The following is a 24,509-nucleotide window of genomic DNA, read 5'->3' as shown; positions in this document are numbered from 1 at the left end:
GGCCTCAATCCAGGTGCAAACCGCCGTTGATATCGAGCAGCTCCCCGGTGATGAAGCCAGCCAGGGGCGAGGACAGGAAGACCACGGCGTGCGCGATCTCCTCCGGCTCGCAGAAGCGACCGACGGGGATCTGCTTCAGCGTCTGCTGCCGCTGCTCCTCCGTGAGCTGCTCGGTGATCATCTTGGTCTTCACGTACGCCGGCGCGATGGCGTTCACGGTCACGCCGTGCGGCGCCAGCTCTCGGGCGAGCGAGAACGTGAGCCCGCCGAGCGCGCCCTTGGACGCGGTGTAGGCGGTGCCGGCCGTGAGCCCGCCGGTCTTCATGGCCACCGAGCACATGTTGATGATGCGGCCCCACCTGCGCTCGCGCATGGAGGGCGCCCACGCGCGGCTCAGGTGGTACGGTCCGTCCAGGTTGACGGCCATGATCTTGCGCCACTCCTCCGGCGTGGTCTCCGCCAGCTTGTGATTGGAGAGCACGCCCGCGTTGTTGACCAGGATCTCCACCGCCCCGACGCGCTCGCGCACGTCGGCGCACGCGGCCTCGACCTGCGCCGAGTCGCTCAGATCGAACAGGATCGGGTAGGCGCCATCGCCCAGGGAGGCCGTCACCGCATCGAGCGCCGCGCGATCCGCGTCCGCCAGCACCACGCGGTGGCCTTCGGCGAGCAAGGAGCGCGCGATCGCCGCGCCCATGGCGCCGCCGGCGCCCGTCACCATCGCGACGCGGCTCGGGTTGTTCGTCTTGTCCTTCGTGTCGATTCTCGTTGGAGTCATCTTCGTTGCTCAACAATCCGCGAGCGCGCCCAGGTAGTCGCGCACGCCCGTATGTTCCAGCAGCCTGCCGTACGTCGGCAGCTCCGCGACATGACCACCGGCCACGAACAGGAAGCGCTCGCAGTGGTCACGCATGATATCGATGTGAAACGGCTCGTAGGGATGCACGCACAGCATGACCACGCGGCCGCTGGCGCGGAGCTGCTTGAAGAAGCTCAGCATGAAGCCGATGTACCCGTCTTGCGTGCTGAACTGCGGCTCGTCGAAGATGTGCACCAGCGGGTAGTCGGAGCCCGCCGGCTGCAGCATGAAATCGGGCTTGGTCTTCTTGACCGAGCGCACCTGATACGACTGGTGATAGTGAATGACCATGCGGTCACGCTCGCGGTACTTCACCGTTTGAATATCGCGCCCGCCGCACAGGATTTGCCCGCTGGTCGGCGCGTTGCTGCCCGACAGCATCTCGAACAGGGTCGTCTTGCCGGCGCCGTTCGGCCCCATCACGCCGATGATCTCCGGCCCTTCGATCGTGAACGAGGCGCTGAGGCTGAACGTCTGCTTCCTGGCGAACAGGCCGCGCGAGTACGTCTTCTTCAGGTTCCGCACCTCGAGGACCGGCGTCGTCATGACAGCTCTCCCAGCAGGCGTGCGTCCTCTAGCAACGCCTTGGCCGGCCCGTGGTGCACGACGCGGCCGCCGCGGATGATGTACGCGCGATCGCACACCGCCAGCGCGCTGCGCACGTTTTGTTCCACCACCAGCACGCCGATGCCCTCGTCGCGCAGGCGTGCGATGGTCTTCATGACGTCCTGCACCAGCTTGGGCGCCAGGCCTTGCGACGGCTCGTCCAGCAGCACCAGGCCGGGGCCGCCCAGCAGGGCGCGGCCGATGGCGACCATCTGCATCTCGCCGCCGGAGAGGTTCTCGCTGTCGCGATCGAGCAGGTACTCCAGCGCAGGGAACAGGCCGAACACCTCCTTCTCGCTCCAGCTGCGGAACGCCGTCTTCTTCTTGCCCAGCTGAAGGTTGGTCCTCACCTTGAGCGCGGGGAAGATGCGGCGATCGTCCGGCACCCAGCCGATGCCGGCGCGAGCGATGTCGCTCGTGGCCGCGCGCGTGATCTCGCTGCCGCCGAAGCGGATCGCCCCGCGGCGCGCCGGCGTGAGACCGAGGATGGAGCGCAAGACGGTCGTCTTGCCGGCGCCGTTCGGCCCGAGGAGCGCCACGGCCTCGCCCTTGCCGACGCTCAGATCGACGCCGAACAGCGCCTGCGTCTCGCCGTAGAAGGTCTCGATGCCCTGGATTTCAAGCATCCGCCGGCGCTCCCAGCTTCGCCCGGCGCACCCACGGATCCGAGCGCAGCTCGTCCGGCGTGCCCTGCGCGATCACCTGGCCCCAGTGGATCACCGACACGCGGTCGGCCAGCCGGAACAAGAAGTCCATGTCGTGCTCGATCATGACGATGGTGAAGCGGCGCTTGAGCGTGAGGATCAGCTCCAGCAGCCGGTCGCGCCCTTCGGCGCCCATGCCTTGCGTCGGCTCGTCGAGGAAGAGCACGCGCGGCTCCGCCGCGAGCGCCACGGCGATCTCGAGCGCGCGGCGCTGGCCGTAGGACAGGTTGATCGATTTGCTGTCGAGGCGCTGGCCGAGCCCCACCTGCTCGACGACGCGGATCGCCTTGTCCATGGCAGCGGAGTCGGCGGCGACGCTCTTGAACGGGTTCATGCCGGAGCGGCGCATCTCCGGCACGGCGAACAGCACGTTCTCCAGCACCGTGAACTCGTCGAACAAGCTCATGATCTGGAACGAGCGTGCCACGCCCCTCTGCGCGATCTGCCGCGGCGACAGGCCGGTGATGTCCTGTCCATCCAGCAGCACCTGCCCGCGATCCGGCGGGAAGTGACCGGTGAGCACGTTGAAGCAGGTCGACTTGCCGGCGCCGTTCGGGCCCATGATGCCCGACAGCTGGCCCTGCTCGAACGACAGCGTGATGTCCTCCAAGACCACCCGGTCGCCGAAGCGCTTGCTCAGGTGGATGGCCTCAAACAGAGCCATTTTCAGCCTCCGTGGGCAGCGGCTCGGGTCCCGCCGCGCGAGATCGGCGCGAGAGCCTGGCGCGGTAATGCTGGTACGCGCCGGCGATGCCTTCGGGCTGGAACAGCACCACCGCCATGAAGAGCAAGCCGTACCAGAGCAGCCAGGTCTCGGTCGCGGCGCCGAGCAGGTCGCGCGCGACGATGAACACCAGCGCGCCCAGCACCGGCCCCCAGAAGCTCACGGTGCCGCCGCCGATCAGCACCGCCATGACGACGAAGCCGGAGCTGTGCACGCTCATCACGTCCGGATAGGCGCTCTCTTGCGCCATGGCCAGGAGCCCGCCGGCCAGCCCGGCGAACACGCCGGAGAGCGCGATCACGGCCCACTTCGTGAGCCACACGTTGTAGCCGACGAAGCGCGCGCGAGGCTCGTTCATGCGGATGGCTTGCAGCGCCTTGCCGAACGGCGAGTGCACCAGGCGCCACAGCGCCACGATCGCGAGCGCCAGGATGGCGAGCACCACGTAATAGAGCGCGGCGTTGTCCTTCAGCTCGAGCCCAGCCAGCGCCGGCCGGCGGATGTTGAGCAAGCCGTCCTCCCCGCCCGTGATCGAGTGCGCCTTCATGGCCACGAACCAGAACACCTGCCCGCAGGCGATGGTGAGGAGGGCGAAGTAGATGCCGCGCCGGTGCGCCACGAGCGCCCCGACGAGCGCAGCGCCGAGGCCGCCCGCGGCCGCGCCGAGCGCCAGGCAAATCAGCGGGTTTTGCGACCAGCTCAGGTAAGACAGGCCGTAGGCGTAGGCGCCGACGCCGAGGAACGCGCCCTGGCCGAACGCGGGCAGGCCCGTGTAGCCCATGAGCAAGTTGTAGCCGAGGGCGTACAACATCCAGATCGCGACCTCGATGCCGAGGTACTGGTAGAGCCCGAGGTGCTCGGCCCAGAGCGGGAAGCTCGCCATCGAGGCCAGCGTGATCAGCATCGGCCTCGTGACCCAGGCATGCCCGCGAGCCTGGCGGCCTCTGGCGGTGACGGGTGTGTAAAGCGGCATCGCTCAGGCCTCGAGCGCGCTCTTCTTACCCATCAGCCCGCGCGCGCGGACGCTGAGCACCAGGATGAGCAAGAGGTACATGGACATGACCGACCACTCGGCGGCGTATCCACCGGTGATGCCGACCGTGACGCCGACGAGCAGCCCGGCGAGCACGGCGCCCCAGAAGCTGCCGACGCCGCCGAGCACGATGATGAGAAACGAGGGAATCACCGCGTCCACGCCCACGTGCGGGCGCAGGCCCCAGATCGGCGTCAGGATGATGCCGGCCAGCGCCGCCAGGCCCGCGCCCATGGCGAACACGAACAGCCGCAGTCGACCGATGTTGATGCCGAGCGCGCGCACCATCTCGGCGTCGTGCGCGCCGGCCTTCACGCGGGCCCCGTAGGGCGTCTTCTCCAGGAACAGCCACACGAGCGCCATCATCACGACGCCCAGAAAGGCGGCGAAGAACCGATACTTGGAGTAGATGAGGTCACCGGCCATGAACGCGCCGTTGACGGCCTCCGGCACCGGCAGGCTCTTCTCGCCCGGGCCCCACACGATGCGAATGCCTTCTTCGAGCACCAGGGAGGCGCCGAAGGTGAGCAAGAGGCCGTACTCGGACTTCTTTCCGTACGTGCGGCGGATACAGCGCTCCAGGCCCATGCCCACGACGCCGAGCAGGAGCGGCGCCACGATCAGCGCCAGCGCGTACCTGAGCGCCAGCGGCAGCTCCAGGTACGCGCTGGCCGCCTCGCCCATGAACCCGGGATTGATGATCTCCACCGCCAGGTAGGCGCCGAGCGCGAACAGCGAGCCGTGCGCCAGGTTGATCACCTCCATGACGCCGACGATGAGCATGAAGCCGAGCGCCAGCAGCCCGAACAGAATGCCGAGCGAGACGCCATTGATCAGGTGGGGCAGCACGGCTTACGGCTCGTAGACGGGCGTCGACTCGAGCGGCTCCAGCTTGCACTTGGCGTCCGCGTCCTTGTCGACGACCTGGCTCGGATCGGTGTGGCTGAGGATCTTGAACAGCGCGTCGGGGTTCTGGGAGTCGAGGTCGGCGGTGGCCAGGTAGATCGTCTGCTGCAGCTGGTGCGTCGCCGGGTTCATGTAGGCGTCGTGGTGCTGCATGCGCTCTTTGGCTGAAATTCTCAGGCCCTCCAGCTCTTTGATCACCGCGTGGTTCTTGGTCGTCTTGGCGCGCTCGACCGCCTCCAGCAGCGAGCGGGTCGCCCAGTAGCCGTTGTAGAACACGTTGCCCGGCGTCTTGATCTTCGAGTCGGGGTTGGCCTTGGCGTACCTGGCGTTGAACTCCTTGACCCCGGGCAAGTCGAGCCCCTGGTACCAGGTCGTGCCGAACACGCCGAACAGGTCCGTGCGCGGCAAGCCGTAGATGTCCGGCCAGTCCTGCTGGTTGTTGATCCAGGCGTACTTGTCGCCCAGCTTCATCTGCGCGACCTGCGCGCGGAGGGCCTTCAGGTCGTCGCCGCCGACGGCAGCGGCGATGACGTTCGGCGCCTTCTGCTGCACCTTGAGCAGGATCGCGCTGAAGTCACGCGTGCCTTGCGGCACCAGGATCTCGTCGATGATCTCGCCGCCGCTCTCCGTCACCACCTTCTTGGTGGCCTTGGCGGTGTCGTGACCCCACACGTAGTCGTTGGTGAGCAAGAGCCACTTCTTGCCGAACGCCTCGATCGCGCCCTTGGCGGAAGCCTGGGTGAAGTTGCTGCCGTTGGCGTCCCACACGAACTTCACGCGGTGGCAGTTCTCGCCGGCCTCCGTGGCGGAGCTGCTGTTCGTGTTGAGGTAGATGACGCCGTACTTCTGCGCCACCTGCGAGATGGCGTTGGCCACGCCGGAGCTGACGCCGCCGACGAGGAAGGCGACCTTGTCCTGCTTGATCATGCGCTCGGCGACGCGGGATCCCGTCGCCGGCGTCGTCTCGGTATCCATGTGCACCCACTTCACGGGCCTACCGAGCACGCCGCCTTTGGCGTTGGCCTCGTCGATGGCCATGAGGATGCCGCGCTTGTCGGAGTCGCCGCTGTTCGCGTACTGGCCGCTGGCGTCCGCCGTGATGCCGATCACGATCGGCGGCTTGCCTGTTTCCGCCTGCGAGGACGAGGCGCCCTCGGCGCCCGCCTTCTTGCCGCACGCCGCGGTGAGCGCGCACAGCGCGCCCACCGCCGCCAGGTTCAAGGCGCGAGAGGTCATTTTCCGAGCTCGACGCTGTTCTGCTTGCAGTGGGAGGCGACCATGTGTCCGACGAGCCCGTCCGCGTAGCCGGAGTTGAGCGCGGACACGAGCGCGTTGAGCACCGCAGGCCCCATCGGCGCCGTGAGCGGGACGTCCGCCACCATGCGGTTGTAGTAGCGGAGATCTTTGGCGGCGTTGGCGAGCGTGAAGTTGAGCCCGCTGAAGTCGCCGCTCTCGAGGATCTTCGGCACGATCAGCTGGAAGATGCCGCTGTTGGCGCCGCCGCTGCCCACCACCTTGGCGAATTTGCCGAGGTCGACGCCCGTGGCCGCGCACGCGCACAGCGCCTCCGCGATCAGCGCCGCGTGCCCCATCGTGATGAGGTTGTAGATGAGCTTGGTGCGAGCGCCGGAGCCGACGCCGCCCATGTAGAAGATGTTCTCGCAGAACGCTTCCAGCACCGGCCGCACCTCGGCGAACGTCTGCTCGTCGGCGCCGACCATGGTGTTCAGCTTGCCGGCCTCGGCGTCCTTCGGGCTGCGCGCTAGCGGTGCGTCGGCGTAGGACGCGCCGAGCGCCGCCAGGTCGTTCGCGACGCGCTCGCTCATGGCCGGCTCGCTCGTGGAGCAGTCGAGCAGGATCATCCCTTTTTTGAAGGCACCCAGGAGCCCGTCCTGTCCGTACACGACCTGCTCGACCTGCGGAGCGCCGGTCACGCACAGGAGGACGAGGTCGGAGGCGTCGGCGATGGCGCGCGGCGTCTTGGCCTCGCTCGCGCCTTGCGCGAGCAGGTCTTCGATCGGCTTGCGATTCCTGTGAGCCATCACGGTGACGGGGAAACCCTTGGCCAGGAGGTTCTTGGCCATGCCGTGTCCCATCAAACCCACTCCGACGAACCCGATCTTCTTTGCCATGATGGACTCCTACCAGGGCGCTGATCGCAGGATCTTCGCCTCCACGCGCTCTGATTTGCTCTCGCCAGCGGCTCTGGCCCAGGGACCTTTCTCGTAGAATATTTGTTCTATTTTGTCAACCGGTAGAACGAGGTCCGACAGCGGTTTTCAGAGGGGGTCTGGTACAGGCCCGAGCTCGCCCGCAGCGCTCGTGGCACAGGATGTGCCTGGGGCGCTCGATGGGCGCCCACCGCCGGAGGGCGAGCGCGTGAGAGCGTATAAATGCTCATAATCATTAAATATTTTGCGCTCGTGCCGTCTGGGCGCAGTGAGTTTGCATATTTATTCACTTTGATGCGCCGCCCACCGACTCGACTTGCGCCGTCGAATCGTTGATGCCCTGCGCCAATGTCGACGGGAGCTGGCCGAGCGCATTGCCGCCGCTCCGAGCGCCGTTCGGTGGAGTTGCTTGGAATTTTAATTTCAAAATTTTGAAACTTGGACTATTCGTTCCGGCTGCTGCGTGCGCCGCCGGCTGCGCTCCACGCCGGCCTTCGTTCGAGACCCAGGCAGAGGAGAGCGACAAACGTGCTTCATTCAAAGAGAGTCGTGCGAGCCCTCGTGGTCTGCGCGGGCGTCGTGCCCGCGCTGCTGTCCTCGTTGCCGGCGCGAGCCGAGATCTTCTTGCTCAAGAAGGAGAAGGCGGACGACTGGGAGGTCTCGACCAACGGCCGCGTCGACGCCTACCTCAACTGGATCGGCGGCGAGACGATCGACGCGGATGGCCTGGGCAACAAGGTCGACCCCGACGACCCTGCCTCGACCGAACGGTACATCCTGGTAGGACCGCAGATCTCGATCCGCGGCAACCCGACGCCCGCTGGCGCCGTCGGCAACACCGTCACTGACACGGATCTGAACACGTTCCGCATCCGCGGCGGGTTCGCCAGCACGATCCTGGCGTTCAACGTCTACAAGCAAGTTTTGCCGGACGTGAAGCTCACCATCAAGCTGGCGTTGTGGGCGGGCATTCAGAACGCCCAGAACAACAACGTGCGCCAGTTCAACGACGCGGCCTCGGTGGACTTCCGCGAGCAGTATGTGGACCTGTCCGGCAGCTGGGGCGCAGCGTGGGGCGGCCGCCGCCTCGGCCTGTTCAATCGCGGCGGCATGAGGATGAACTGGGCTCTGATCCACCAGCACGGCGTGGGTCACCCGTGCAACGTGGACTCGTCAGGGGCGGCCACCTGCGGCCACACGGGCGTGGGCTCGATGTTCCCGTCTCGTCACGCGCAGCTCGGCTACGCCACGCCGGAGCTCGCCGGCGTGCAGCTCTCGGTGGCGGCGCTCGACCCGGCCATGATCGACGCCTCCTGGAACCGCACGATCGCGCCCCGCTTCGAGGGCGAGCTCACCTTTCGCAAGGTGCTGGACGACAAGCCCGCCGTGAAGGACGAGGTCAACGCCTGGCTCAACGGCCTGACGCAGATGGTCGGCCGCACCAAGGAGTCGCCGAGCAACCCGGACGCGCAGGACCCTGGGATTCCAGCGGACGCGGTGCGCAACGTGTGGGGCGCCGGCGGCGGCGCCTGGGGTCGTTACGCCGGCTTCGGCATCGGCGCCACGGGCTGGTTCGGCGAGGGCCTCGGCACCGCGTGGGCGCTCGGCAACACGGCCATCGACAGCATCGGCGAGCTGCGCATGCACTACGGCTACCTGGCAGCCGCGAACTACCGCGCGGGCGATTTCGAGGTCGCGGTCACCTATGGCTCCACCAACGTCGTGGAGACGGATTGGGACAAGGCCGCCTCGAACCCGGTCAAGATCAGCGTGATCGAGGAAGTGCGCGGCATCGGCGGTAAGATCGCCTACTACATGACCCCTGTGGTGTTCTCGATCGACGGCATGAATCTGAAGCACACCTGGCATCGCGGTGAGACGCAGGACGCCAACGTCGTCAGCGCCGGCGTGCTCGCAGAGTGGTAGCTGGAAGCAGCGCGTCGCCTCCGCGCAGGTGCGCGTCGCGATCGGCCTGGGACTGGTAGCCGATCCGGCTCACCCCTTCTCTTCGTCGCGTTGGATCTCGGCCCGCATGTCGTCGAGCTGCTCGAAGCGCTCGTCCGAGATGTCCCGGAAGCGCTCGAGCCAAGCGCCGAGCTCGCGCAGCGGCGCCGCGCGCAGCCCGTAGATGCGCTGCTGCGCGCGGGGCTGGACGCCGACGAGGCCGGCGTCCCGCAGCACGCGCAGGTGCTTCGAGACCTGAGGCTGCGCGAGCGGCAGGCGATCGCAGATCTCGCCGACCGGCAGGGGCCCGGCGCGAAGCAGCTCGACGATGCGCAGGCGGGTCGGATCGGCGAGCGCCGCGAAGGTCTGCATCATCGACAAGTTATATTCCAATTACAGTATATTCCTGTCAAGGAACATACGTCGAAGGGCGCTGAAATCCAGGTCTGTGCATCCTGACTGCTCGACGCTTGACCAATTTTCGAAATCGGTCATTTATCAAGGCGCGGAGGGCGAGGGTGGCCGACGGAGATTTCTCGAAGCAGCGGCAGCGGGCCGAGCGGATCCTGGATGCAGCGGCGGAGCTGGTGCTCCGCTGGGGGTACAAGCGCGTCACCATCGACGAGGTCGCCAAGCGGGCGAACATCGGCAAGGGCACGGTCTACCTGCACTGGAAGACGCGCGAGGCGCTCTTCCTCGCGGTCCTCGCGCGCGACGCCCTGCGCATGTTCGACAGGTTCGCCGAGGTCATCCGCGAGGATCCGGCGGAGATCCTGCTCCACCGCGTGATGCGGCGCAGGCTCCTCCTCCTGGAGGAGTATCCGCTGCTGCAAGCGCTGTTCTCTCGCGACACCGAGGTGCTCGGCAGCCTCATCAGCGACAGCACGGCGCGGCCGCTCCAGGCGCACAAGCTCGCTTACCTCCGCGAGTATTGCGGGCTCCTGCGGTCGCACGGGCTGCTGCGCACCGACGTGGATCTGGACGCCCAGATCTACGCGATCAACGCGGCCGTGTTCGGCTTCTACCTGATCGATCCGCTGCTCCCGGCCGAGGAGAGGCGGTCCATCGAGGACCGGGCCGACATGATCGCCTCGATGGTGCGCAGGGCCTTCGAGCCCCCGGAGCCCCCCGAGCCCGGCGTCGTGCGCGCGCTCGCGCCCGCGATCATCGACCGCTTCGAGCAGCTACGCGCTGACTACGCGCAGTTCGCACAGGGCAACATCACCTCAACGCGGGAGAGCCCCGAGGAGTGATCCGATATGAGCACAACCGACGTGACCACCCAGCCGACCCAGACCACGCTGGACGCCTTTCTGACATGGCTGCGCAACGCGCGGGAGTCCACCCCGGTTCTTCACGACGAGAAGCAGCGCATCTGGCACCTCTTCCGTCACGCCGACATCCTCCGCGTGCTGTCCGATCCGGCGACGTTCTCGTCGGACATGTCCAAGTTCATCCCGCCGCAGGCCGACTTCGACCTGTTCTCCAGGGGCAACTTCGTCCGGATGGACCCGCCGAAGCACCGGAAGCTCCGCGATCTCGTCAGCCAAGCGTTCACGCCGCGCGTGGTGGCGGGGCTCGCCCCGCGGATCGCGGCCGTCACCGGCGAGCTGCTCGCCGACGTCGGCGACGCCGAGCGCTTCGACCTGGTCGGGAGCCTGGCCCATCCGCTGCCGGTGATCGTCATCGCCGAGCTGCTCGGCATCCCGACCGCGGACCGCGCGGCCTTCCAGGCCTGGGCCGACTCGCTGCTGTCGAGGGAGACCCAGGGCCCGGGCCAGTTGCCGGATCAGGCCATGTTGGACCGCCTCGGGCCGGTGCTCGGCGAGATGAACCGCTACCTCCTTTCGCACATCCAGCAGCGCCGCGAGCGCGTCACCGACGATCTCATCGGCCAGCTGGTGCGCGCGGAGGTCGACGGGCACCGCCTGGAGGACGAGGAGATCGTCGGCTTCGTCGGCCTGCTGCTGATCGCCGGGCACATCACGACGACAGCGCTCCTCGGCAACGCGATCCTCTGCCTCGACGAGCACCCCGCCGCGGCGGCGGAGCTCCGGGCCGACCCGGCGCGGATCCCGGCGGCCATCGAGGAGGTGCTCCGCTACCGCCCGCCGTTCCCGCGGCTCGCCCGGCGGACCACGAAGGAGGTCGAGCTCGGCGGGGAGCTGGTGCCCGCCGATCAGCTGATCCTGCTGTGGATCGCCTCGGCCAACCGGGACGGCGCCCACTTCCAGGACCCCGACACCTTCGAACTCCACCGCAAGCCTAACCAGCACCTGAGCTTCGGCCACAGCATCCACTTCTGCCTCGGCGCCCCGCTGGCCAGGCTCGAGGCGAAGATCGCGCTGGAGATCCTGCTCGACCGGTACCGGACGATCGCGGTCGCCCGCGACGATCGCTGCGAGTTCCACAACCCGTGGAGCATGATCAGCGTCCGGCGACTTCCCGTGGACGTCCAGCGGAGCTTGCGCTGAAGCGGGAGGCAGCGCGCGCCGGCCGAGGGGCGGTTTCCGAGCAAGCGCGCCCGCCCAGCGCCCGCCCTACAGGAGGAGCTCTGCCCTCGAGGTCGAGTCCTCGAGATCGCGGGTGATCCGGAAACCGAGCTTCTGCGCGACGCGCTGCATCTCGATGTTCTCGGCGAGGATGTCGGCGCTGATGCGGCAGAGCCCCTCGTCCCGGGCGATCTGCACGAGGAGGCCGAGGAGCCGCGACCCGAGCCCCTTTCGCTGGTGCTCGTCGCTGATCAGCAGGGCGAACTCCGAGTCGTTGGTGCCGGGCAGCTTGCTCAGCCGGCCCACCCCGATGATCTCGCGATCGGCGCCGTCCGCGGGCGGCTTCTCGACGACGAGCGCCATCTCGCGGTCGTAGTCCACGAAGCAGACGCGCGTCAGCCGCTCGTGCGCGGTGCGCAGGTCGAGCTGCATCGGGTAGAAGTACCGGAGCCGCACCGTGCGCTCGGAGAGCGTCTGGTGGAACTTGACCAGCAGCGGCTCGTCCTCGGGGCGGATCGGGCGGATCGTGAACGCCTGTCCGTCTCGGCCCTTCAGCGCCGTCACGTACTGCGTCGGATACGCGCGGATCGCCGACCGGGGGAGCGCCGACTCGGGGGTGTCCGCCGGGTGCAGGACGACGCGGGCGTCGAGGGCGATGATCCGCTCGGCGCTCACGGCCAGCGGGTTGATGTCGATCTCGCGGATCCACGGCTGCTCGATCACCAGCTGCGAGAACCGCACGAGCAGGTGCTCGAGCGCCGCGAGGTCCACCGGCGCGCGGCCGCGCACGCCCTTGAGGGCGCGGTAGATCTTCGTCTGCTCCATCATGCGCCGGGCCAGCGTCGCGTTGAGCGGCGGCAGGCCGAGCGCGCGGTCCTTGAACACCTCGACGAGCTGCCCGCCGGCCCCGAACAGGAGCACCGGGCCGAACTGCGGATCGATCGAGCTGCCGAGGATGATCTCGTAGGCGTCCTTCAGGGAGATCATCGGCTGGACCGTCACGCCCTGGAAGTGCTCCGCGCCGGCCTTCTGCGAGACGCTCTCGTGGATCTCCGCGAACGCCCGGCGGACGGCGTCGTCGTCGCGCAGGTTGAGCTTCACGCCGCCCACGTCGGTCTTGTGCGTGATCGTCGCGCTGTACAGCTTGAGGACGGCCGGATACCCCATCTCCCTGGCGATGGCCGAGGCCTCTTCGACGCGCTGAGCGACGGCGGTCTGCACCGTCGGGATGCCGTACGCCGCCATGAGCTGCTTCGACTCGAACTCATCCATGAGCGTCCGGCCCGACGCGCGGACGCCGGCGACGAGCGCCGCGGCCTTCTCGCGATCGACGTTCTGCGCGCGCTCATCCATGCTCGGCGTCTCGTACAGGCCGCGCAGGTTGTACGTGTAGCGGTACATGGAACAGAACGCGCGCGCGGCGGTGTCGGGGTACTCGAAGGTCGGGATCCCGGCGCGGTTCAGGATCGACTTGCCCGCCTCCACCTCGGCGCCGCCCATCCAGCTGGCCAGGACCGGCTTGCCCTCGACGTGCGCGTGCTTGCGCACGGCCTCGGCGGTCTCGGTCGATTCGGTCATGTCCTGCGGCGTGAGGATGACGAGCACGCCGTCGTTGTTCGGGTCCTTGGCGCAGATCTCGAGGGCCTTCTGGTAGCGGTCGGCGCCGGCGTCGCCGAGCACGTCGACCGGGTTGTTGCGGCTCCAGGCGGCGGGGAGGAAGCGGCTCAGCTCGCCCAGGATCTCCGGCGAGATCGGCGCCAGCTCGCCGCCGTGGGCGACGAGCGCGTCGGCCGCGAGGACGCCCGGGCCGCCGGCGTTGGTGACGACGCACAGGCGGTTATTGCGCGGCCGCGGCTGCTTGGCCAGCGTCTCGGCCATCGAGAACAGGTCCGCGATGTCGTTCACGCGCAGCACGCCCACGCGCCGGAACGCCGCGTCGAGCACCTCGTCCGAGCCGGTGAGCGAGCCCGTGTGCGAGGCGGCCGCCTTCGCCGCCGCCTCGCTGCGGCCGGGCTTGATCACGATGATCGGCTTGTTCAGCGCCACCTCGCGGGCGGCCGACAGGAACGATCGCGCGTCGCCGATCGACTCCATGTAGATGAGGATGCTGTTCGTCTTGGGGTCGTTGCCGAGGTAGTCGATGAGGTCGCCCCAGCCGACGTCGAGCATCGAGCCGATGCTGACGAACGCGCTGAAGCCGACCTGTTCCTGGAGGCTCCAGTCGAGCACCGCGGTGCAGAGCGCGCCGGACTGGCTGATGAACGCCACCTTGCCCGGCCGCGCCTGCCCCTTCGCGAACGTGGCGTTGAGCCCGCCTATCGGGTTCATGACGCCGAGGCAGTTGGGGCCGATGATGCGCATCTTCCCGCGGGCGCGCTCCATGATCTGCCGCTCGAGCGCGACGCCCGGAGGGCCCATCTCCTTGAAGCCGGCGGAGATGACGGTGGCGCCGGGGACGCCGGCGTCGACGCACTCGCCGAGCAGGCCCGGCACGCTCGCGGCCGGCGTCACGATGACCGCCAGGTCCACCTTGGCGGGGACGGCCGCGATGTTCGGGTAGGCCTTGATGCCGAGGACGCTGGGCCGCTTGGGGTTCACCGGGAAGACGGTCCCGCCGAACGGGTTGCTGATCAGGTTCCAGAGGACGGTGCGGCCGACGGCGCCGCTGTTCTCGGTCGCGCCGATGACGGCGACGTTCCGCGGCTTGAAGATCGGGTCGAGGCTCTGAAACTCCTGGCGAAGCACGTCGTGGGCGCGGTCGGTCGTGGGCAGGGGATCAGGCATGACGCTCCTCGGGGGGCTCTGCTTTCGGTGGTCGCCGAGGGCGCTCCTCGGCGCGTCGTTCGGCGGCGACGGCGGCTGTCTTGCCACGCGGTCGGGCTCGGCGCATCGGCCGTCTCCCGGAGGATGCGAGAAGCAGATTCTGTGCCCCGAGCAGGCTCTGCTCGGCCGGCAGGCTCAGCCATCGAGTCGTCACGGCCTCGCCATCAGGGGCAGCGCTGGCCGTGTCGCCCGGGCGAGCCGCGGAGCTTTGGCTCGCAGCCCGACCGGCGCGGCGGCCGGCTCAGTCCCAGATGTACTGCATCACGTCGAACGAGTCCTTGTGCCAGACGAAGATGCCGTCGCTGAGATAGTGCGGGTGATGCTCGCCGCCGCACATCACGTAGCCTTGCAGCGGATCGCAGTGCGGGGCGCCGAAGAGGTGCCCGGTCTCGTGGACGGAGATCAACTGGCTGACGCCGACGTTGAGAGCGGAGCTGAACTGCCCGCTCACCTGCACGCCGAGCCACCCGCACGCGGCGCCGCCGCCGTACTCAGGCGTGAGGCCGATGAGGATGTCGAACCCGTGGTGGTCGGGATCGGTGTAATTGCCATTGAGCTCGTCGATGTCCCAGTCGCGGGTCAGGCCGAGGGCGGTGCGCCCGTAGGCGCCGACGTGCTCGCAGAAGCCGCCGCTCGACGGGTTGTTCGGGAGCCCGCCGACGGCGTGGAAGATCTGCCGGATGCCCATCATCTGATCGAAGCCGTTCGGGTAAAGCACGTACGAGCCCGAGCTCGATCCCGGGCTCGACGGGGTGAAGAGCTCGGTGGGCCGCGTGAACGCGTTGAGCAGGTAGGCCTCGGCCGTGCCGGTGTAGCCGATCGCGTCAAAGTAGTCCTGGTCGTAGACCACCGCGTTGAAGAGCACGTCGCTCGCGCCGATCGTGAAGGCACCGCCGGTGAAGGAGGTGTCGATGGACGCCGTGCCGCCCGCCGGCTCGACGCTCACGCCGGAGAGGGTGTAGGCGCTGCGGCCGAGGGCGAAGCGCTTGCCCTGCGCCGTGTCGACGAGGATCGGCCCCGACGTGAGCGTGACCTGCTTCGTCTCCCCGGCGGCGAGCGAGGTGCTGACGCTGCCCGCCTCGACGTTCGTGAAGTCGTTGAACCGGGCGCTCGTGACGCGGGGCCGGAGCACGACCGTGCCCGCCGCGGTGCCGGGGTTCGTCACCGTGAGCGTGATCTTCAGCGGGTCTCCCTTCACGGGCGCGAGGCCGGCCGGGTTGGTCACGGCCACGGCCGTGACGTTGGGCTCGAACCCCGCGGTGGCGTTCACGACGTCGAGCCGGTCGAGGAGGTGCGGCCCGCTGTTAGCCGGCACGTTGACGGTGACGGAGAACGACAGATCGGACGCCCCGGCGGCCAGCGCCAGCTGGACCGCCGAGGGCACGTTGAACGAGAGCCGGTGGAACGTGCCCTGCGCGAGGTTCGTCAGCGGCTTGGTCCCGAGGCTCTCCGACACGCCCTTCGAGGGCGCCTGCACCGCGAGCGTGACCTCGCCGGCCCACCAGGGGTTCGGCTGCACCGACGGCACGCGCACGTCGAGCGAGACCACGCTCTTGATCGGCTCGGTGATGTTGAGCTGCCCGCTCTGGACCACCGTGTACGCAGCGTCCGCGACCGAGAGCGAGCTCGCGCCCTCGACCCGCGTGGTGCTCAGCGACAGCGTGCCCGCGCTGGCCGACCAGCCGGTCAGCGTCTCGAACCCGAGCACGGCGGCCGCGGCGGCGCTGAGCTCCGAGGCGGACTCCCCGCAGTCCTCGCAAGAATCCACGTCTCCCTCGAAAGCGCAGCCCGACGACATGATCCCCAGGCAGAATGCAGCTGACAAGTACGAATAACGCATTCGAATCCTCCTCAAAACGGTGCGGCCGGGCACGATGGGCGCCTCTCTCTCTCGGCCCATTCGCAGCCAGTCCTATAATGTAACTCGATTGCGATTGGTCAAGATCGTTTGTTGCAAAGTGCGAGTCGTCCGCTTCGACGACGTGTGTTTGGAGGGGCCATGGCCATCGGCGGGGCGCTCAGAGCCCGAGCGCGAGCTTCGCGGCGGCGTACGACCCGGCGTGGGGGATCTCCATGGCGTCGAGCACCGGCGCCATGTCGACGCCGCCCGCGGCCTCCGTGAAGTAGACGAGGATGCTGTTGCCCGTCTGCGCCACGTTCTGCGTGCAGCTGTTGAAGCCGTACTGGTGCTGCGGATGGAAGATGCCGTGCATGAAGCTCTCGGTGAGCAGCCCGGCGTTCTTGACGTGCCAGAAATAGCAGTTGCCGATGTCGTGCGTCCTCGTGAGCTCGGTGCAGCCGGTGTCGAAATCGATGCCGGTCAGGCCGATGGGGCCGAAGTCCTCGACCGGCAAATACCCCGTCAGGTACGCCAGCGCGTCGGCGATGCCCTCGTTGAGGCACGAGTCGTCGCCGAGGAACGACGAGCGGATCTCGTTGTACAGCTCGTGCGCGTTCTCGTGGGCGAACCGCGGCATCGCCGCGTTCGGGATGCCGCCCTTGTACGCGATGAACGGCGGGTTGCCGTAGTTGATCGTGACCGTCCCGTTCCCGAACGACCAGTTTCCTTCCCCCTGGACCCCGCCCAGCTCGGAAGGCATGAAGAACGCGTTTAGCTTCTCCGAGGTGACGCCGGTCATCGCGCGCTCGATCGCGACCGCGTCCTGCCCCTGCGCGTGCAGATCGGCCGCGGCCGTCCCCGTGCCGTACGAGGGGTGGCGGTAGAACACGCTGTCCACGGTCGCCGAGGTCAGCTGCGTGCTCTCGAACGTCACCGGCGTCGTCCCGCTCCAGACCGGCGCCACGTCGTAATAGCTGAGCAGCACGTCGAGGTCGGAGCGCAGCACGACGCTCGGCGCGTACGAGTACGATATGGTGTTATAGCTCACGCTGGCCGAGCCGGAGACGTGGCGCAGCACCGCCCCCGCCGGCAGCATCATCGGCAGGTACACGCCGCTGATCGGCTTGCCGTTCACGTTCGGCACGACCGTGGTTTGCCGGGTCGGCGTGCACAGCGGGTTGCCCTCCGGGCAGACGTGGACCACGACGGGAGCGGCCGCCGCGCAGGGGGCCGTGTCGCAGTACTCGAGCCACGGCGGCAGCGGCGCCGCGGCGACCGGCGGGGCGGCGTCGACGACGTCCAGCCGATCGAGGAGGTGCGGCCCGCTGCCGGACGGCACGTTGAGGGTGATGGTGAACGACCAGTCGGACGCCCCGGCGGACAGCGCCTGCTGGACCGCCGAGGGCACGCTGAACGAGAGCCGATGGAAGGTGCCCTGCGCGAGGCCCGTCAGCGATCGCGTCCCGAGGCTCTGCGACACGCCCTTCGAGGGGGCCTGCACGGCGAGCGAGATCTCGCCGGCCCACCAGGGGTTGGGCTGCTGCGCCGGGACGCGGACGTCGAGCGAGACCGCGCCCTTGATCGGCTCGTCGATGGCGAGCGGCGCGCGCTGGATCACCGTGTACGTCGCGTTCGCGACCGAGAGCGCGCTCTCGCCCTCGCTCCGGGTGGCGCTCAGCGACAGCGCGCCCGCGCTCGCCGTCCAGCCGCTCAGCGTCTCGAACCCGAGCGCCGCCGCCGCGCCGGGGCTGAGCGCCGAGGCGGCCTCGCCGCAATCGTCACATGAGGCGGCCTCTTCCGCCGAGCAAGCGGACAAGAGGACGCCCAACCAGACTGCCGCTGGTGCGATCAGATACCGCATTCGATTTCTCCTCGAGCGAAGTCGCCGGCTGCCAGGTCGCTCCTCCGGCGCAGCTGGTGGATAGGAGTCGTCCTGTGGGCTGTCAAGCGCGCGTATACGCGGCGATCCATGCGTTCATTCCGGAGATGATGCCTGTTAATTATTCTTAATTAGTGTTGCGCTCCGGTGAGCGTTGACTGGCCACCTTCTCGTCCTGTCGGACCGGCGGCGCGGACGGCCGCGGCCCGCCCGCGCGGCGCTCGCCCCTTCGTCGCGACGACGCGGCCCCCGGAGCGGATGCCGGCGAGCGGCGCGCCAGGTACACTCGACGCGCCATGACTCAGGCGGATCTCCCGACCAGGCTCTCTCCCGAGGAGGCCGACGCGCTGTGGGCGCGCCAGGCGGCCCTGCAGGCCGAGGCGTCCGAGGTGCTCGCGGCGCTCGATCTGCTCGCCTGCGCCTCGCGCCTCGGCGTCCCGGAGCCGATCGGCAGCGCCGCCTCCGGGCTCATGGTCTTCCGCGACCTCGACCTCGGCGTCCGGTGCCGGGCGCCCTGCGCCCGCGAGGTGTTCACGGCGCTCTTGCCGGTGCTCGCGCACCCCGGCGTCCATGAGGTCCACTACCGCGAGGAGACCGGGGAGCGCAGCCCCTCGGGGAAGCCGCAGGATCAGCGCCACTACCTCGTGCTGCGCTACCGCACGCCCGCGGGGCACGTCTGGAAGATCGATATCTCCGTGTGGCAGTCGGACGCCCCGCGCACGCAGCTCGAGTCGGCGCGGCGCCTGCGCGATCTCGACCCCGCGCTGAGGCAGGCGATCCTCTGGATCAAGGACGTGTGGTCCCGCCGGCCCGAGTACCCCGACCAGATCGGCGGCGTGGACGTCTACGCGGCGGTCGTGGAGCACGGGGTGCGGACGCCGGCGGAGTTCTCGGCCCACCTCGCGGCGCGGAGCTCCGCCGTGGGCGCCTGACGCAGGCCCGGGCTGCGCTCGCCGCGGGCCGGCGAGGCCGCCGTGAGGGCAGGGGCCTTTAGGCTCCTCTCGCCCTCAGACCCGGCCTTCGCCCGGGCCGCCGCGCCGCTCCGCGATCAGGAGCGCGACGGCATCGAGGATGCGCTCCACGCCGAAGTGAAATGCGTGCTCCGGGCTTGACGCCCCTTGATAGGCCTGACCCGCGGATTGCCCGACGCGCGTCGCCACGGGGAACCGCTTCGCGTCGATGACCTTGTCGAGCAGCGGGGCGGTGGCGACCCACCACTCCACGTCCGTCATGCCGCTCTCCTGCCGCGTGCGCCGCGCGCTCGCCTGCGCTCGCGCCGCGCCCTCGACGTGCGTGAGCAGGAGGGTGAGCACCGAGTCCATCTCCACGTCGGTGAGGCCCAGGCCGTCGAGCGGCCGCAGCTCGGCCTCGTACTTGAGCGAGGCGTTCGGCCCGATCACGGGGCGCCCCCCCACGATCTCGAGCAGCCACGGGTGCCGCTGGTAGAGCTCCCAGTTGCGCGCGGCGATGTATCCGAGCGACGCGCGCCACCCGCCCGGCTGCCGCGACGGCGCGTCCACGTCGTCGTAGAGGTCGCCGTAGACCGTGTCGACCATGAGATCGGTCAGCTCGGCCTTGCCGGGAACATGCGTGTAGAGCGACATGGTCCCGACGTTCAGCCGGTCGGCGAGGTGCCGCATGGAGACGGCCTCCAGCCCGCGCGCGTCGGCGAGCTCGATGGCCGCCGTCACGATGGCGCGCACGGTGAGCCCCGACCGGCCGGGCTTGCCGTGTGCGCCCCAGAGCAGCGCGAGGCTCCGCGCCGGGTCGGCCGCGCGCCCTTCACCCTCGCGCTGCGCGCGCTGGCTGGCCGGCTTCGCGGGGCCCTTCCTCATCGAGACGCCCCCGCGCCCTCGAGCCCGACAGCGGCCCGCCGAGCCGCACCGTCTGTGGTGCACATCACGGAACGCCGCATCGGCGGGAGTATGGGCGGGAGCGGAGCGGCACGTCAACGCAAGACGGCGCCGCCAAGCCGGCCTCCGCGCGGCGCCCCCGCGCGCGGCGCGCGGTGCGCGGCGCGAGCGATGAGAGCCTCATGGGCGCGCGCCCGGAGCGCCCGGAGCGCCCGGAGCGCCCGAGCTGCGGCGTGTCACGCGCGGCTTCCCGTGCCCGGCCAGCGGGTGTAAGAGCGGAGCGTGCCTCACCTGATGTCTGTCCTGCTCCCGCTCGCCGCGGCTCGCCGCGCCTCCAGCGGCGAGCCCGGCGGAGGCTCCGGGCCGAGCGGCGCGGGCGCAGCCGGTGGCGGCTCCGGCGCGGGCGCCGCCGGCGAAGGGGAGGGGGGAGACAGAATGATTCGAGGATGTCAAGACCGAATCACCGCGCCTGCAGCGCGCGACCGGAGATCCCTTGTGCGAGCCGCTCGCGCTCCCGGAAGAGGGATGAGCCCTCGATGATGTCTCCGCGCCTCGCGGGGCCCGCCTCCGGCCGGTCGCGTCGGCCGCGCGCGGCGGCCGGCATCTCGCGAGCTCGGGAGTGACGAGCACGTGAGAGAGGGCGAAGGCGGGGAGTTCCGGCCGCGCGCCGAGCGGCGCGGATCTCGGCGAGCTGCCCGTTCGGCGAGGCCCTTTCGCGCGCCGCAGGCGGCGCCGGCGCGATGAGGGTTGTGTCGCTCACGTCCTACCACGGAAGCGCCGATGGTGAGATCAAAACGGACCTTGGCGGGAATATCAACAACGCCTAAATCTCATCAAATCCGTCGGGTTACTTACGGGCTCGAAGGCCGACACTGCTGGAAGAATTTTCGAGCCGTGGTCGACAGACCCGCGGCTCCGTGGATTCAACACGAAGCGGACCACTGCAGGCGCACGTCTTCGAGGGACATCGGTCAATGCACAGGAGCGGCCTGCCACGGCGCCGGATGACACGGCCGGCGCTCGGCGCGGGCGAGCCGACCAACACCGGTCAGCCGCATCAACGAGGAAAACACCGTCATGAGCTATGCACGCATTGCCATCAGGAAGGGTCGAATCGGACCCTCGCTACTCTGCTTGTTGCTCCCCCTGTCGCTCGCCGCGCTGACCGCCTGCGGGTCGGACGGCGAGAACGGCGAGCCCGGCGAGCAAGGTCCGCCGGGCGAGCAGGGGCCGCCGGGCGAGCAGGGGCCGCCGGGAGAGGACGGTAATCCGGGGGAGAACGGTGTGTCGGACGGGCCAGGGGCCGACCCGGGCAAGTACGTCTCGACCGAGGGTGGCGCGGGTCGCTTCGCCCTGGCCGTGAACGGCAAGGTCCCTCCGCTGGTCGTCAGCGACGACGATTACGCGGGCGTGCGCCGCGTCGTGGACGACCTCGCGGCGGACATCCAGCGCGTGACCGACGCCCCGGCGGAGGTCGAGAACGAGATCCCGGAGTCGGCGTCCGAGGTGGTCATCATCGGTACGCTGGGCAAGAGCCCCCTCATCGATCAGCTGGAGGAGAGCGGGAAGCTCGACGCCTCGGCGCTCACCGGGAAGTGGGAGACCTTCGTCACGCAGATCGTCGAGGACCCGGTGGAGGGCGTGGAGCGGGCGCTCGTGATCGCGGGCAGCGATCAGCGCGGCGCGATCTTCGGCGCGTACGACCTCTCCGCGCAGATCGGCGTGTCGCCCCTGTACTGGTGGGACGACGTCCCGCCCCAGAAGAAGGGCGCGCTGTACGTGCTGCCCGGGGCCCACACCCAGGGTGAGCCCGCCGTGAAGTACCGCGGCTTCTTCGTCAACGACGAGAACCCCGCGACGGGCAACTGGGCGGCGAAGATGTTCGGGCCGGGCAAGGCGCCGAACTACCCGGGCGGGCTCAACCATCTCTACTGGGAGAAGGTCTTCGAGGCCGCGCTCCGCATGAAGGCGAACTACATCTGGCCCGCCGTGTGGGGCCGGGCGTTCGCCGAGGACGACCCCGAGAACCACAAGACGGCGACGCGCTACGGCATCGTGATGGGGACCTCGCACGAGGCCCCGATGATGCAGGGCATCGAGGAGTGGAATCGCCACGTGGTCCCGGAGGTGAAGGACGCTCAAGGCAACGTCGTCACCCCGAAGACGGACCCGTACGGCGGCACCGGCGACTGGCGCTTCTCCGTCAACGCCGAGGCGCTGAAGAAGCACTGGACCAAGGGCATCCAGCGGATGCACGACGAGAACATCGAGGGCGTCGTCACGCTCGGCATGCGCGGCCCCGGCGACGTGAGCCTGCCCCCGGGGGACGGCATTCCCTTGATGCAGGACATCATCGCCGCCCAGCGGGAGATCCTCGACACGATCATGGATCAGGACGTGGAGACCATTCCCCAGGTCTGGACGCTCTACAAGGAGATCCAGGGGTACTGGGACGCCGGCATCCGCGTGCCCGACGACGTCACGGTGGTCTGGGCCGACGACAACTGGGCCAACATGAAGCGCCTGCCAGAGCCCGGCAAGCAGCGGGCCGGCGGATACGGCCTCTACTACCACTTCGACTACGTCGGCGGCGGCCGCAACTACAAGTGGGTCGACACGACGCTCCTGCCCAACGTCTGGGAGCAGCTCCACCTCGCCTACAACTACGGCGTGGATCGGCTCTGGGTGGTCAACGTCGGCGACTTCAAGAACGAGGAGCTCCCGCTCCAGTTCTTCCTGGACTACGCCTGGAACCCGGAGCGGTGGCCGGTCGAGCGCATCGGCGAGTGGTACGAGCGGTGGACCGAGCAGCAGTTCGGCCCGGACTACGCGGACATCATCGCCGACATCCTGCACGGCTACTCGCTGCTGCAGTCCGATCGCAAGCCGGAGCTGACGAACCGGAAGATCACGGTCGATTACGACCTCCTGTACTCCGAGCCCACGACCCAGCAGCCGGACCCCGACACCGCGGCCGTCACGTACGACGACAGCGCCAGCCCGTTCAGCCTCACCAACTACCAGGAGCTCGAGCAGGTCGCCGGCGAGTGGGAGTCGCTGGCCTCGCAGGCGGAGTTCGTGGCCAAGCTCCTGCCGCACGAGGCGCAGGACGCCTATTTCCAGCTCGTGCTCTACCAGGTGAAGGCGACCGCCAACCTGTACGCGCTGCGCCTGGCGGGCTTCAAGAACAAGCTCTACGCGGCGCAAGGGCGGGCGGCGACCAACGACATGGCCGCCATCGCGGAGGCGCGGCTCCAGGACGACCTGGCGCTCTCCTACCACTACAATCACGATCTCGCCGGCGGCAAGTGGGAGGGCTTCCAGACGCAGCCGCACATCGGCTACGGCGCGCCTGGCAACCCGTCCTGGCAGCAGCCCGAGTACCAGTACAACAACATCCAGGAGTTCATCTGGCCTGAGCTCGTGTCGATCGAGGTGCCCGCGGCGGCGGAGCTCGGCGTGGCGATCGACGGCTCGAGCGACTACTGGACGGCGGGCGGGGGCAGCGAAGAGGAGCCCGTGCTGCCGTCGTTCAGCCCGTACCAGACGGCGCCCGAGCAGTACATCGAGGTGTTCAACCGCGGCAGCGAGCCGCTCGAGTACACGATCGAGGCCGAGCTGCCCGTCGACTGCCCCGCCGGCTGGGCCAGCTGGGGCGGCGGCGCCCCGTGCCCGCCCTGGCTGACCGTCTACCCGAGCCACGGCGTCGTCGACAAGGAAGTGCGCGCCACGGTGCGGGTGGACTGGACCATGGCCCCCACGACGTACCCCGACCCCGCGGATCCGTCGAAGCAGCTGCCGCTCCAGTTCCCGCTCGAGATCCCGATCACGGTGAGCGGGTCCGACGGCAGCTCGGTGGTGGTCAAGGCGCGCGTCGAGGACCCGAGGAAGCTCGACTGGAAGCCCAACCGCTACATCGAGGCCAACGGCTATGTGTCGATGCAGGCGGAGCGCTACAGCCGCGCGATCGAGACGGACGAGATCTGGTGGAAGCAGATCCCGGACATCGGCCGCACCGGAGACGGCATCACGCCGTTCCCGGTGACGGCGGCGGCCCAGCAGCCCGGCGGCAACTCGCCTCGGCTCGAGTACGACATGCACCTCAAGAGCAGCGGCGAGGTGAACGTCTACGTGTACGTGTCCCCCAGGAACAACTTCCAGAACTGGAAGGACGGGATGCAGTACGGCGTGTCGATCGACAACGGCGCGATCCAGCGGGTCAACATGACCCACGCCGTCGACCTCAACGGCAATGGCAACAAGATCTGGGAGCGGCACACCTCGGACAACGCCAACATCATGCGCACCAAGCACACGATCAGCGCGCCGGGGGATCACGTCCTGAAGTTCTGGATGGTCCACCCTGGCGTGATCCTCCAGAAGATCGTGGTGGACACGGGTGGCGTGAAGGACAGCTACCTGGGCCCGCCCGAGAGCTACTGGATGGGCAAGGGGACGGAATAGTCGCGCGTCGGCTGTAAGCGACCTCGGAGGGCCCGCTGCGCACGGGGTGCGCGGCGGGCCCTCGCCGTTTGTGGCGCCCCGCGCTCGGCGCCCGCGATCCCTTTGCTCGGCGTGCGGCTGGCTGTACGATGCCCGGCGCTCGCGGCGAGGAGCGCCGCGCCGCTCTGCCCCGGATCTACCCCGGATCGAGGCCGCGCCGCGCGCTCCCGCG

At 68.8% G+C, this 24,509-nt stretch carries 19 protein-coding genes; 5 read left to right on the top strand and 14 right to left on the bottom strand.

The window, feature by feature from the left end; genetic code table 11:
- Positions 1–4: 4 nt before the first annotated feature.
- The 9 genes from WMF26_RS24355 to WMF26_RS24315 all read right to left on the bottom strand — a co-directional run bounded on the left by WMF26_RS24355 (position 5) and on the right by WMF26_RS24315 (position 7,529).
- On the bottom strand, positions 5–778 hold the full coding sequence (locus tag WMF26_RS24355) for an SDR family NAD(P)-dependent oxidoreductase (RefSeq protein ID WP_438002242.1): 774 nt from the start codon (positions 776–778) through the stop codon (positions 5–7).
- A gap of 9 nt (positions 779–787) precedes the next feature.
- A complete protein-coding gene (locus WMF26_RS24350; RefSeq protein WP_438002241.1) occupies positions 788–1,405 on the bottom strand; it encodes an ATP-binding cassette domain-containing protein in 618 nt (205 codons plus the stop codon).
- On the bottom strand, positions 1,402–2,091 hold the full coding sequence (locus tag WMF26_RS24345; RefSeq protein ID WP_438002240.1) for an ABC transporter ATP-binding protein: 690 nt from the start codon (positions 2,089–2,091) through the stop codon (positions 1,402–1,404). Before WMF26_RS24345 ends, WMF26_RS24350 begins: the two co-directional genes overlap by 4 nt.
- A complete protein-coding gene (locus tag WMF26_RS24340; protein WP_061627852.1) occupies positions 2,084–2,833 on the bottom strand; it encodes an ABC transporter ATP-binding protein in 750 nt (249 codons plus the stop codon). The genes WMF26_RS24345 and WMF26_RS24340 overlap by 8 nt, the downstream gene beginning before the upstream one ends.
- Positions 2,820–3,797 carry a branched-chain amino acid ABC transporter permease gene (locus WMF26_RS24335; protein ID WP_438002239.1) on the bottom strand — a complete coding sequence of 326 codons (978 nt, stop codon included), beginning with the start codon at positions 3,795–3,797 and terminating at the stop codon, positions 2,820–2,822. Before WMF26_RS24335 ends, WMF26_RS24340 begins: the two co-directional genes overlap by 14 nt.
- Before the next feature lie 72 nt (positions 3,798–3,869).
- Positions 3,870–4,775, bottom strand: a complete 906-nt coding sequence (locus WMF26_RS24330; RefSeq protein ID WP_438002238.1) for a branched-chain amino acid ABC transporter permease — start codon at positions 4,773–4,775, stop codon at positions 3,870–3,872.
- Between the two features lie 3 nt (positions 4,776–4,778).
- Entirely contained in the window at positions 4,779–6,068 is a 1,290-nt protein-coding gene (locus WMF26_RS24325; RefSeq protein ID WP_438002237.1) for an ABC transporter substrate-binding protein, read from the bottom strand.
- The gene (locus WMF26_RS24320; protein ID WP_061627849.1) at positions 6,065–6,964 is read right to left on the bottom strand and encodes an NAD(P)-dependent oxidoreductase; all 900 of its coding nucleotides are present in this window, start codon (positions 6,962–6,964) and stop codon (positions 6,065–6,067) included. The genes WMF26_RS24325 and WMF26_RS24320 overlap by 4 nt, the downstream gene beginning before the upstream one ends.
- Positions 6,965–7,289: 325 nt before the next feature.
- The gene (locus WMF26_RS24315; RefSeq protein ID WP_438002236.1) at positions 7,290–7,529 is read right to left on the bottom strand and encodes a hypothetical protein; all 240 of its coding nucleotides are present in this window, start codon (positions 7,527–7,529) and stop codon (positions 7,290–7,292) included.
- A 23-nt stretch (positions 7,530–7,552) separates the two neighbouring features.
- Here WMF26_RS24315 and WMF26_RS24310 point away from each other — a divergent pair, with 23 nt between their 5' ends.
- A complete protein-coding gene (locus tag WMF26_RS24310) occupies positions 7,553–8,929 on the top strand; it encodes a porin (protein ID WP_438002235.1) in 1,377 nt (458 codons plus the stop codon).
- A gap of 69 nt (positions 8,930–8,998) precedes the next feature.
- Here WMF26_RS24310 and WMF26_RS24305 read toward each other — a convergent pair whose 3' ends face one another.
- Entirely contained in the window at positions 8,999–9,322 is a 324-nt protein-coding gene (locus WMF26_RS24305) for an ArsR/SmtB family transcription factor (protein WP_438002234.1), read from the bottom strand.
- A gap of 143 nt (positions 9,323–9,465) precedes the next feature.
- On the opposite strand from WMF26_RS24305, the gene WMF26_RS24300 reads away from it, so the two are divergent.
- Positions 9,466–10,200, top strand: coding sequence for a TetR/AcrR family transcriptional regulator (locus tag WMF26_RS24300; protein WP_438002233.1), 735 nt, complete (start codon positions 9,466–9,468; stop codon positions 10,198–10,200).
- A 6-nt stretch (positions 10,201–10,206) separates the two neighbouring features.
- Positions 10,207–11,421, top strand: coding sequence for a cytochrome P450 (locus tag WMF26_RS24295; protein WP_438002232.1), 1,215 nt, complete (start codon positions 10,207–10,209; stop codon positions 11,419–11,421).
- 66 nt (positions 11,422–11,487) lie between these two features.
- On the opposite strand, the gene WMF26_RS24290 is transcribed toward WMF26_RS24295, so the two are convergent.
- The 3 genes from WMF26_RS24290 to WMF26_RS24280 all read right to left on the bottom strand — a co-directional run bounded on the left by WMF26_RS24290 (position 11,488) and on the right by WMF26_RS24280 (position 17,963).
- Positions 11,488–14,223, bottom strand: a complete 2,736-nt coding sequence (locus WMF26_RS24290; protein WP_438002231.1) for a bifunctional acetate--CoA ligase family protein/GNAT family N-acetyltransferase — start codon at positions 14,221–14,223, stop codon at positions 11,488–11,490.
- A gap of 280 nt (positions 14,224–14,503) precedes the next feature.
- Positions 14,504–16,030 carry a hypothetical protein gene (locus WMF26_RS24285; protein WP_438002230.1) on the bottom strand — a complete coding sequence of 509 codons (1,527 nt, stop codon included), beginning with the start codon at positions 16,028–16,030 and terminating at the stop codon, positions 14,504–14,506.
- Between the two features lie 250 nt (positions 16,031–16,280).
- Positions 16,281–17,963, bottom strand: coding sequence for a hypothetical protein (locus WMF26_RS24280; protein ID WP_438002229.1), 1,683 nt, complete (start codon positions 17,961–17,963; stop codon positions 16,281–16,283).
- 314 nt (positions 17,964–18,277) lie between these two features.
- On the opposite strand from WMF26_RS24280, the gene WMF26_RS24275 reads away from it, so the two are divergent.
- On the top strand, positions 18,278–18,913 hold the full coding sequence (locus tag WMF26_RS24275) for a hypothetical protein (protein ID WP_438002228.1): 636 nt from the start codon (positions 18,278–18,280) through the stop codon (positions 18,911–18,913).
- Between the two features lie 75 nt (positions 18,914–18,988).
- Here WMF26_RS24275 and WMF26_RS24270 read toward each other — a convergent pair whose 3' ends face one another.
- The gene (locus WMF26_RS24270) at positions 18,989–19,816 is read right to left on the bottom strand and encodes a TetR/AcrR family transcriptional regulator (protein WP_437339369.1); all 828 of its coding nucleotides are present in this window, start codon (positions 19,814–19,816) and stop codon (positions 18,989–18,991) included.
- A 1,095-nt stretch (positions 19,817–20,911) separates the two neighbouring features.
- On the opposite strand from WMF26_RS24270, the gene WMF26_RS24265 reads away from it, so the two are divergent.
- Positions 20,912–24,298, top strand: coding sequence for a glycosyl hydrolase 115 family protein (locus WMF26_RS24265; protein ID WP_438002227.1), 3,387 nt, complete (start codon positions 20,912–20,914; stop codon positions 24,296–24,298).
- Positions 24,299–24,509: the final 211 nt, after the last annotated feature.

Source organism: Sorangium sp. So ce185, from assembly GCF_051526825.1.
Lineage (GTDB): Bacteria > Myxococcota_A > Polyangia > Polyangiales > Polyangiaceae > Sorangium > Sorangium cellulosum_D.
The sequence above is the reverse complement of the archived record's forward strand: the minus strand, read 5'-3'. Positions and strand labels throughout refer to the sequence as shown.

What these genes read in the sequence shown, in the direction of transcription:
- WMF26_RS24355 (WP_438002242.1), bottom strand. Translation starts at nt 778, where the DNA reads ATGACTCCAACGAGAATCGACACGAAGGACAAGACGAACAACCCGAGC.
- WMF26_RS24350 (WP_438002241.1), bottom strand. Translation starts at nt 1,405, where the DNA reads ATGACGACGCCGGTCCTCGAGGTGCGGAACCTGAAGAAGACGTACTCG.
- WMF26_RS24345 (WP_438002240.1), bottom strand. Translation starts at nt 2,091, where the DNA reads ATGCTTGAAATCCAGGGCATCGAGACCTTCTACGGCGAGACGCAGGCG.
- WMF26_RS24340 (WP_061627852.1), bottom strand. Translation starts at nt 2,833, where the DNA reads ATGGCTCTGTTTGAGGCCATCCACCTGAGCAAGCGCTTCGGCGACCGG.
- WMF26_RS24335 (WP_438002239.1), bottom strand. Translation starts at nt 3,797, where the DNA reads ATGCTGATCACGCTGGCCTCGATGGCGAGCTTCCCGCTCTGGGCCGAG.
- WMF26_RS24325 (WP_438002237.1), bottom strand. Translation starts at nt 6,068, where the DNA reads ATGACCTCTCGCGCCTTGAACCTGGCGGCGGTGGGCGCGCTGTGCGCG.
- WMF26_RS24320 (WP_061627849.1), bottom strand. Translation starts at nt 6,964, where the DNA reads ATGGCAAAGAAGATCGGGTTCGTCGGAGTGGGTTTGATGGGACACGGC.
- WMF26_RS24305 (WP_438002234.1), bottom strand. Translation starts at nt 9,322, where the DNA reads ATGATGCAGACCTTCGCGGCGCTCGCCGATCCGACCCGCCTGCGCATC.
- WMF26_RS24295 (WP_438002232.1), top strand. Translation starts at nt 10,207, where the DNA reads ATGAGCACAACCGACGTGACCACCCAGCCGACCCAGACCACGCTGGAC.
- WMF26_RS24290 (WP_438002231.1), bottom strand. Translation starts at nt 14,223, where the DNA reads ATGCCTGATCCCCTGCCCACGACCGACCGCGCCCACGACGTGCTTCGC.
- WMF26_RS24280 (WP_438002229.1), bottom strand. Translation starts at nt 17,963, where the DNA reads ATGCGGTATCTGATCGCACCAGCGGCAGTCTGGTTGGGCGTCCTCTTG.
- WMF26_RS24275 (WP_438002228.1), top strand. Translation starts at nt 18,278, where the DNA reads ATGACTCAGGCGGATCTCCCGACCAGGCTCTCTCCCGAGGAGGCCGAC.
- WMF26_RS24270 (WP_437339369.1), bottom strand. Translation starts at nt 19,816, where the DNA reads ATGAGGAAGGGCCCCGCGAAGCCGGCCAGCCAGCGCGCGCAGCGCGAG.
- WMF26_RS24265 (WP_438002227.1), top strand. Translation starts at nt 20,912, where the DNA reads ATGAGCTATGCACGCATTGCCATCAGGAAGGGTCGAATCGGACCCTCG.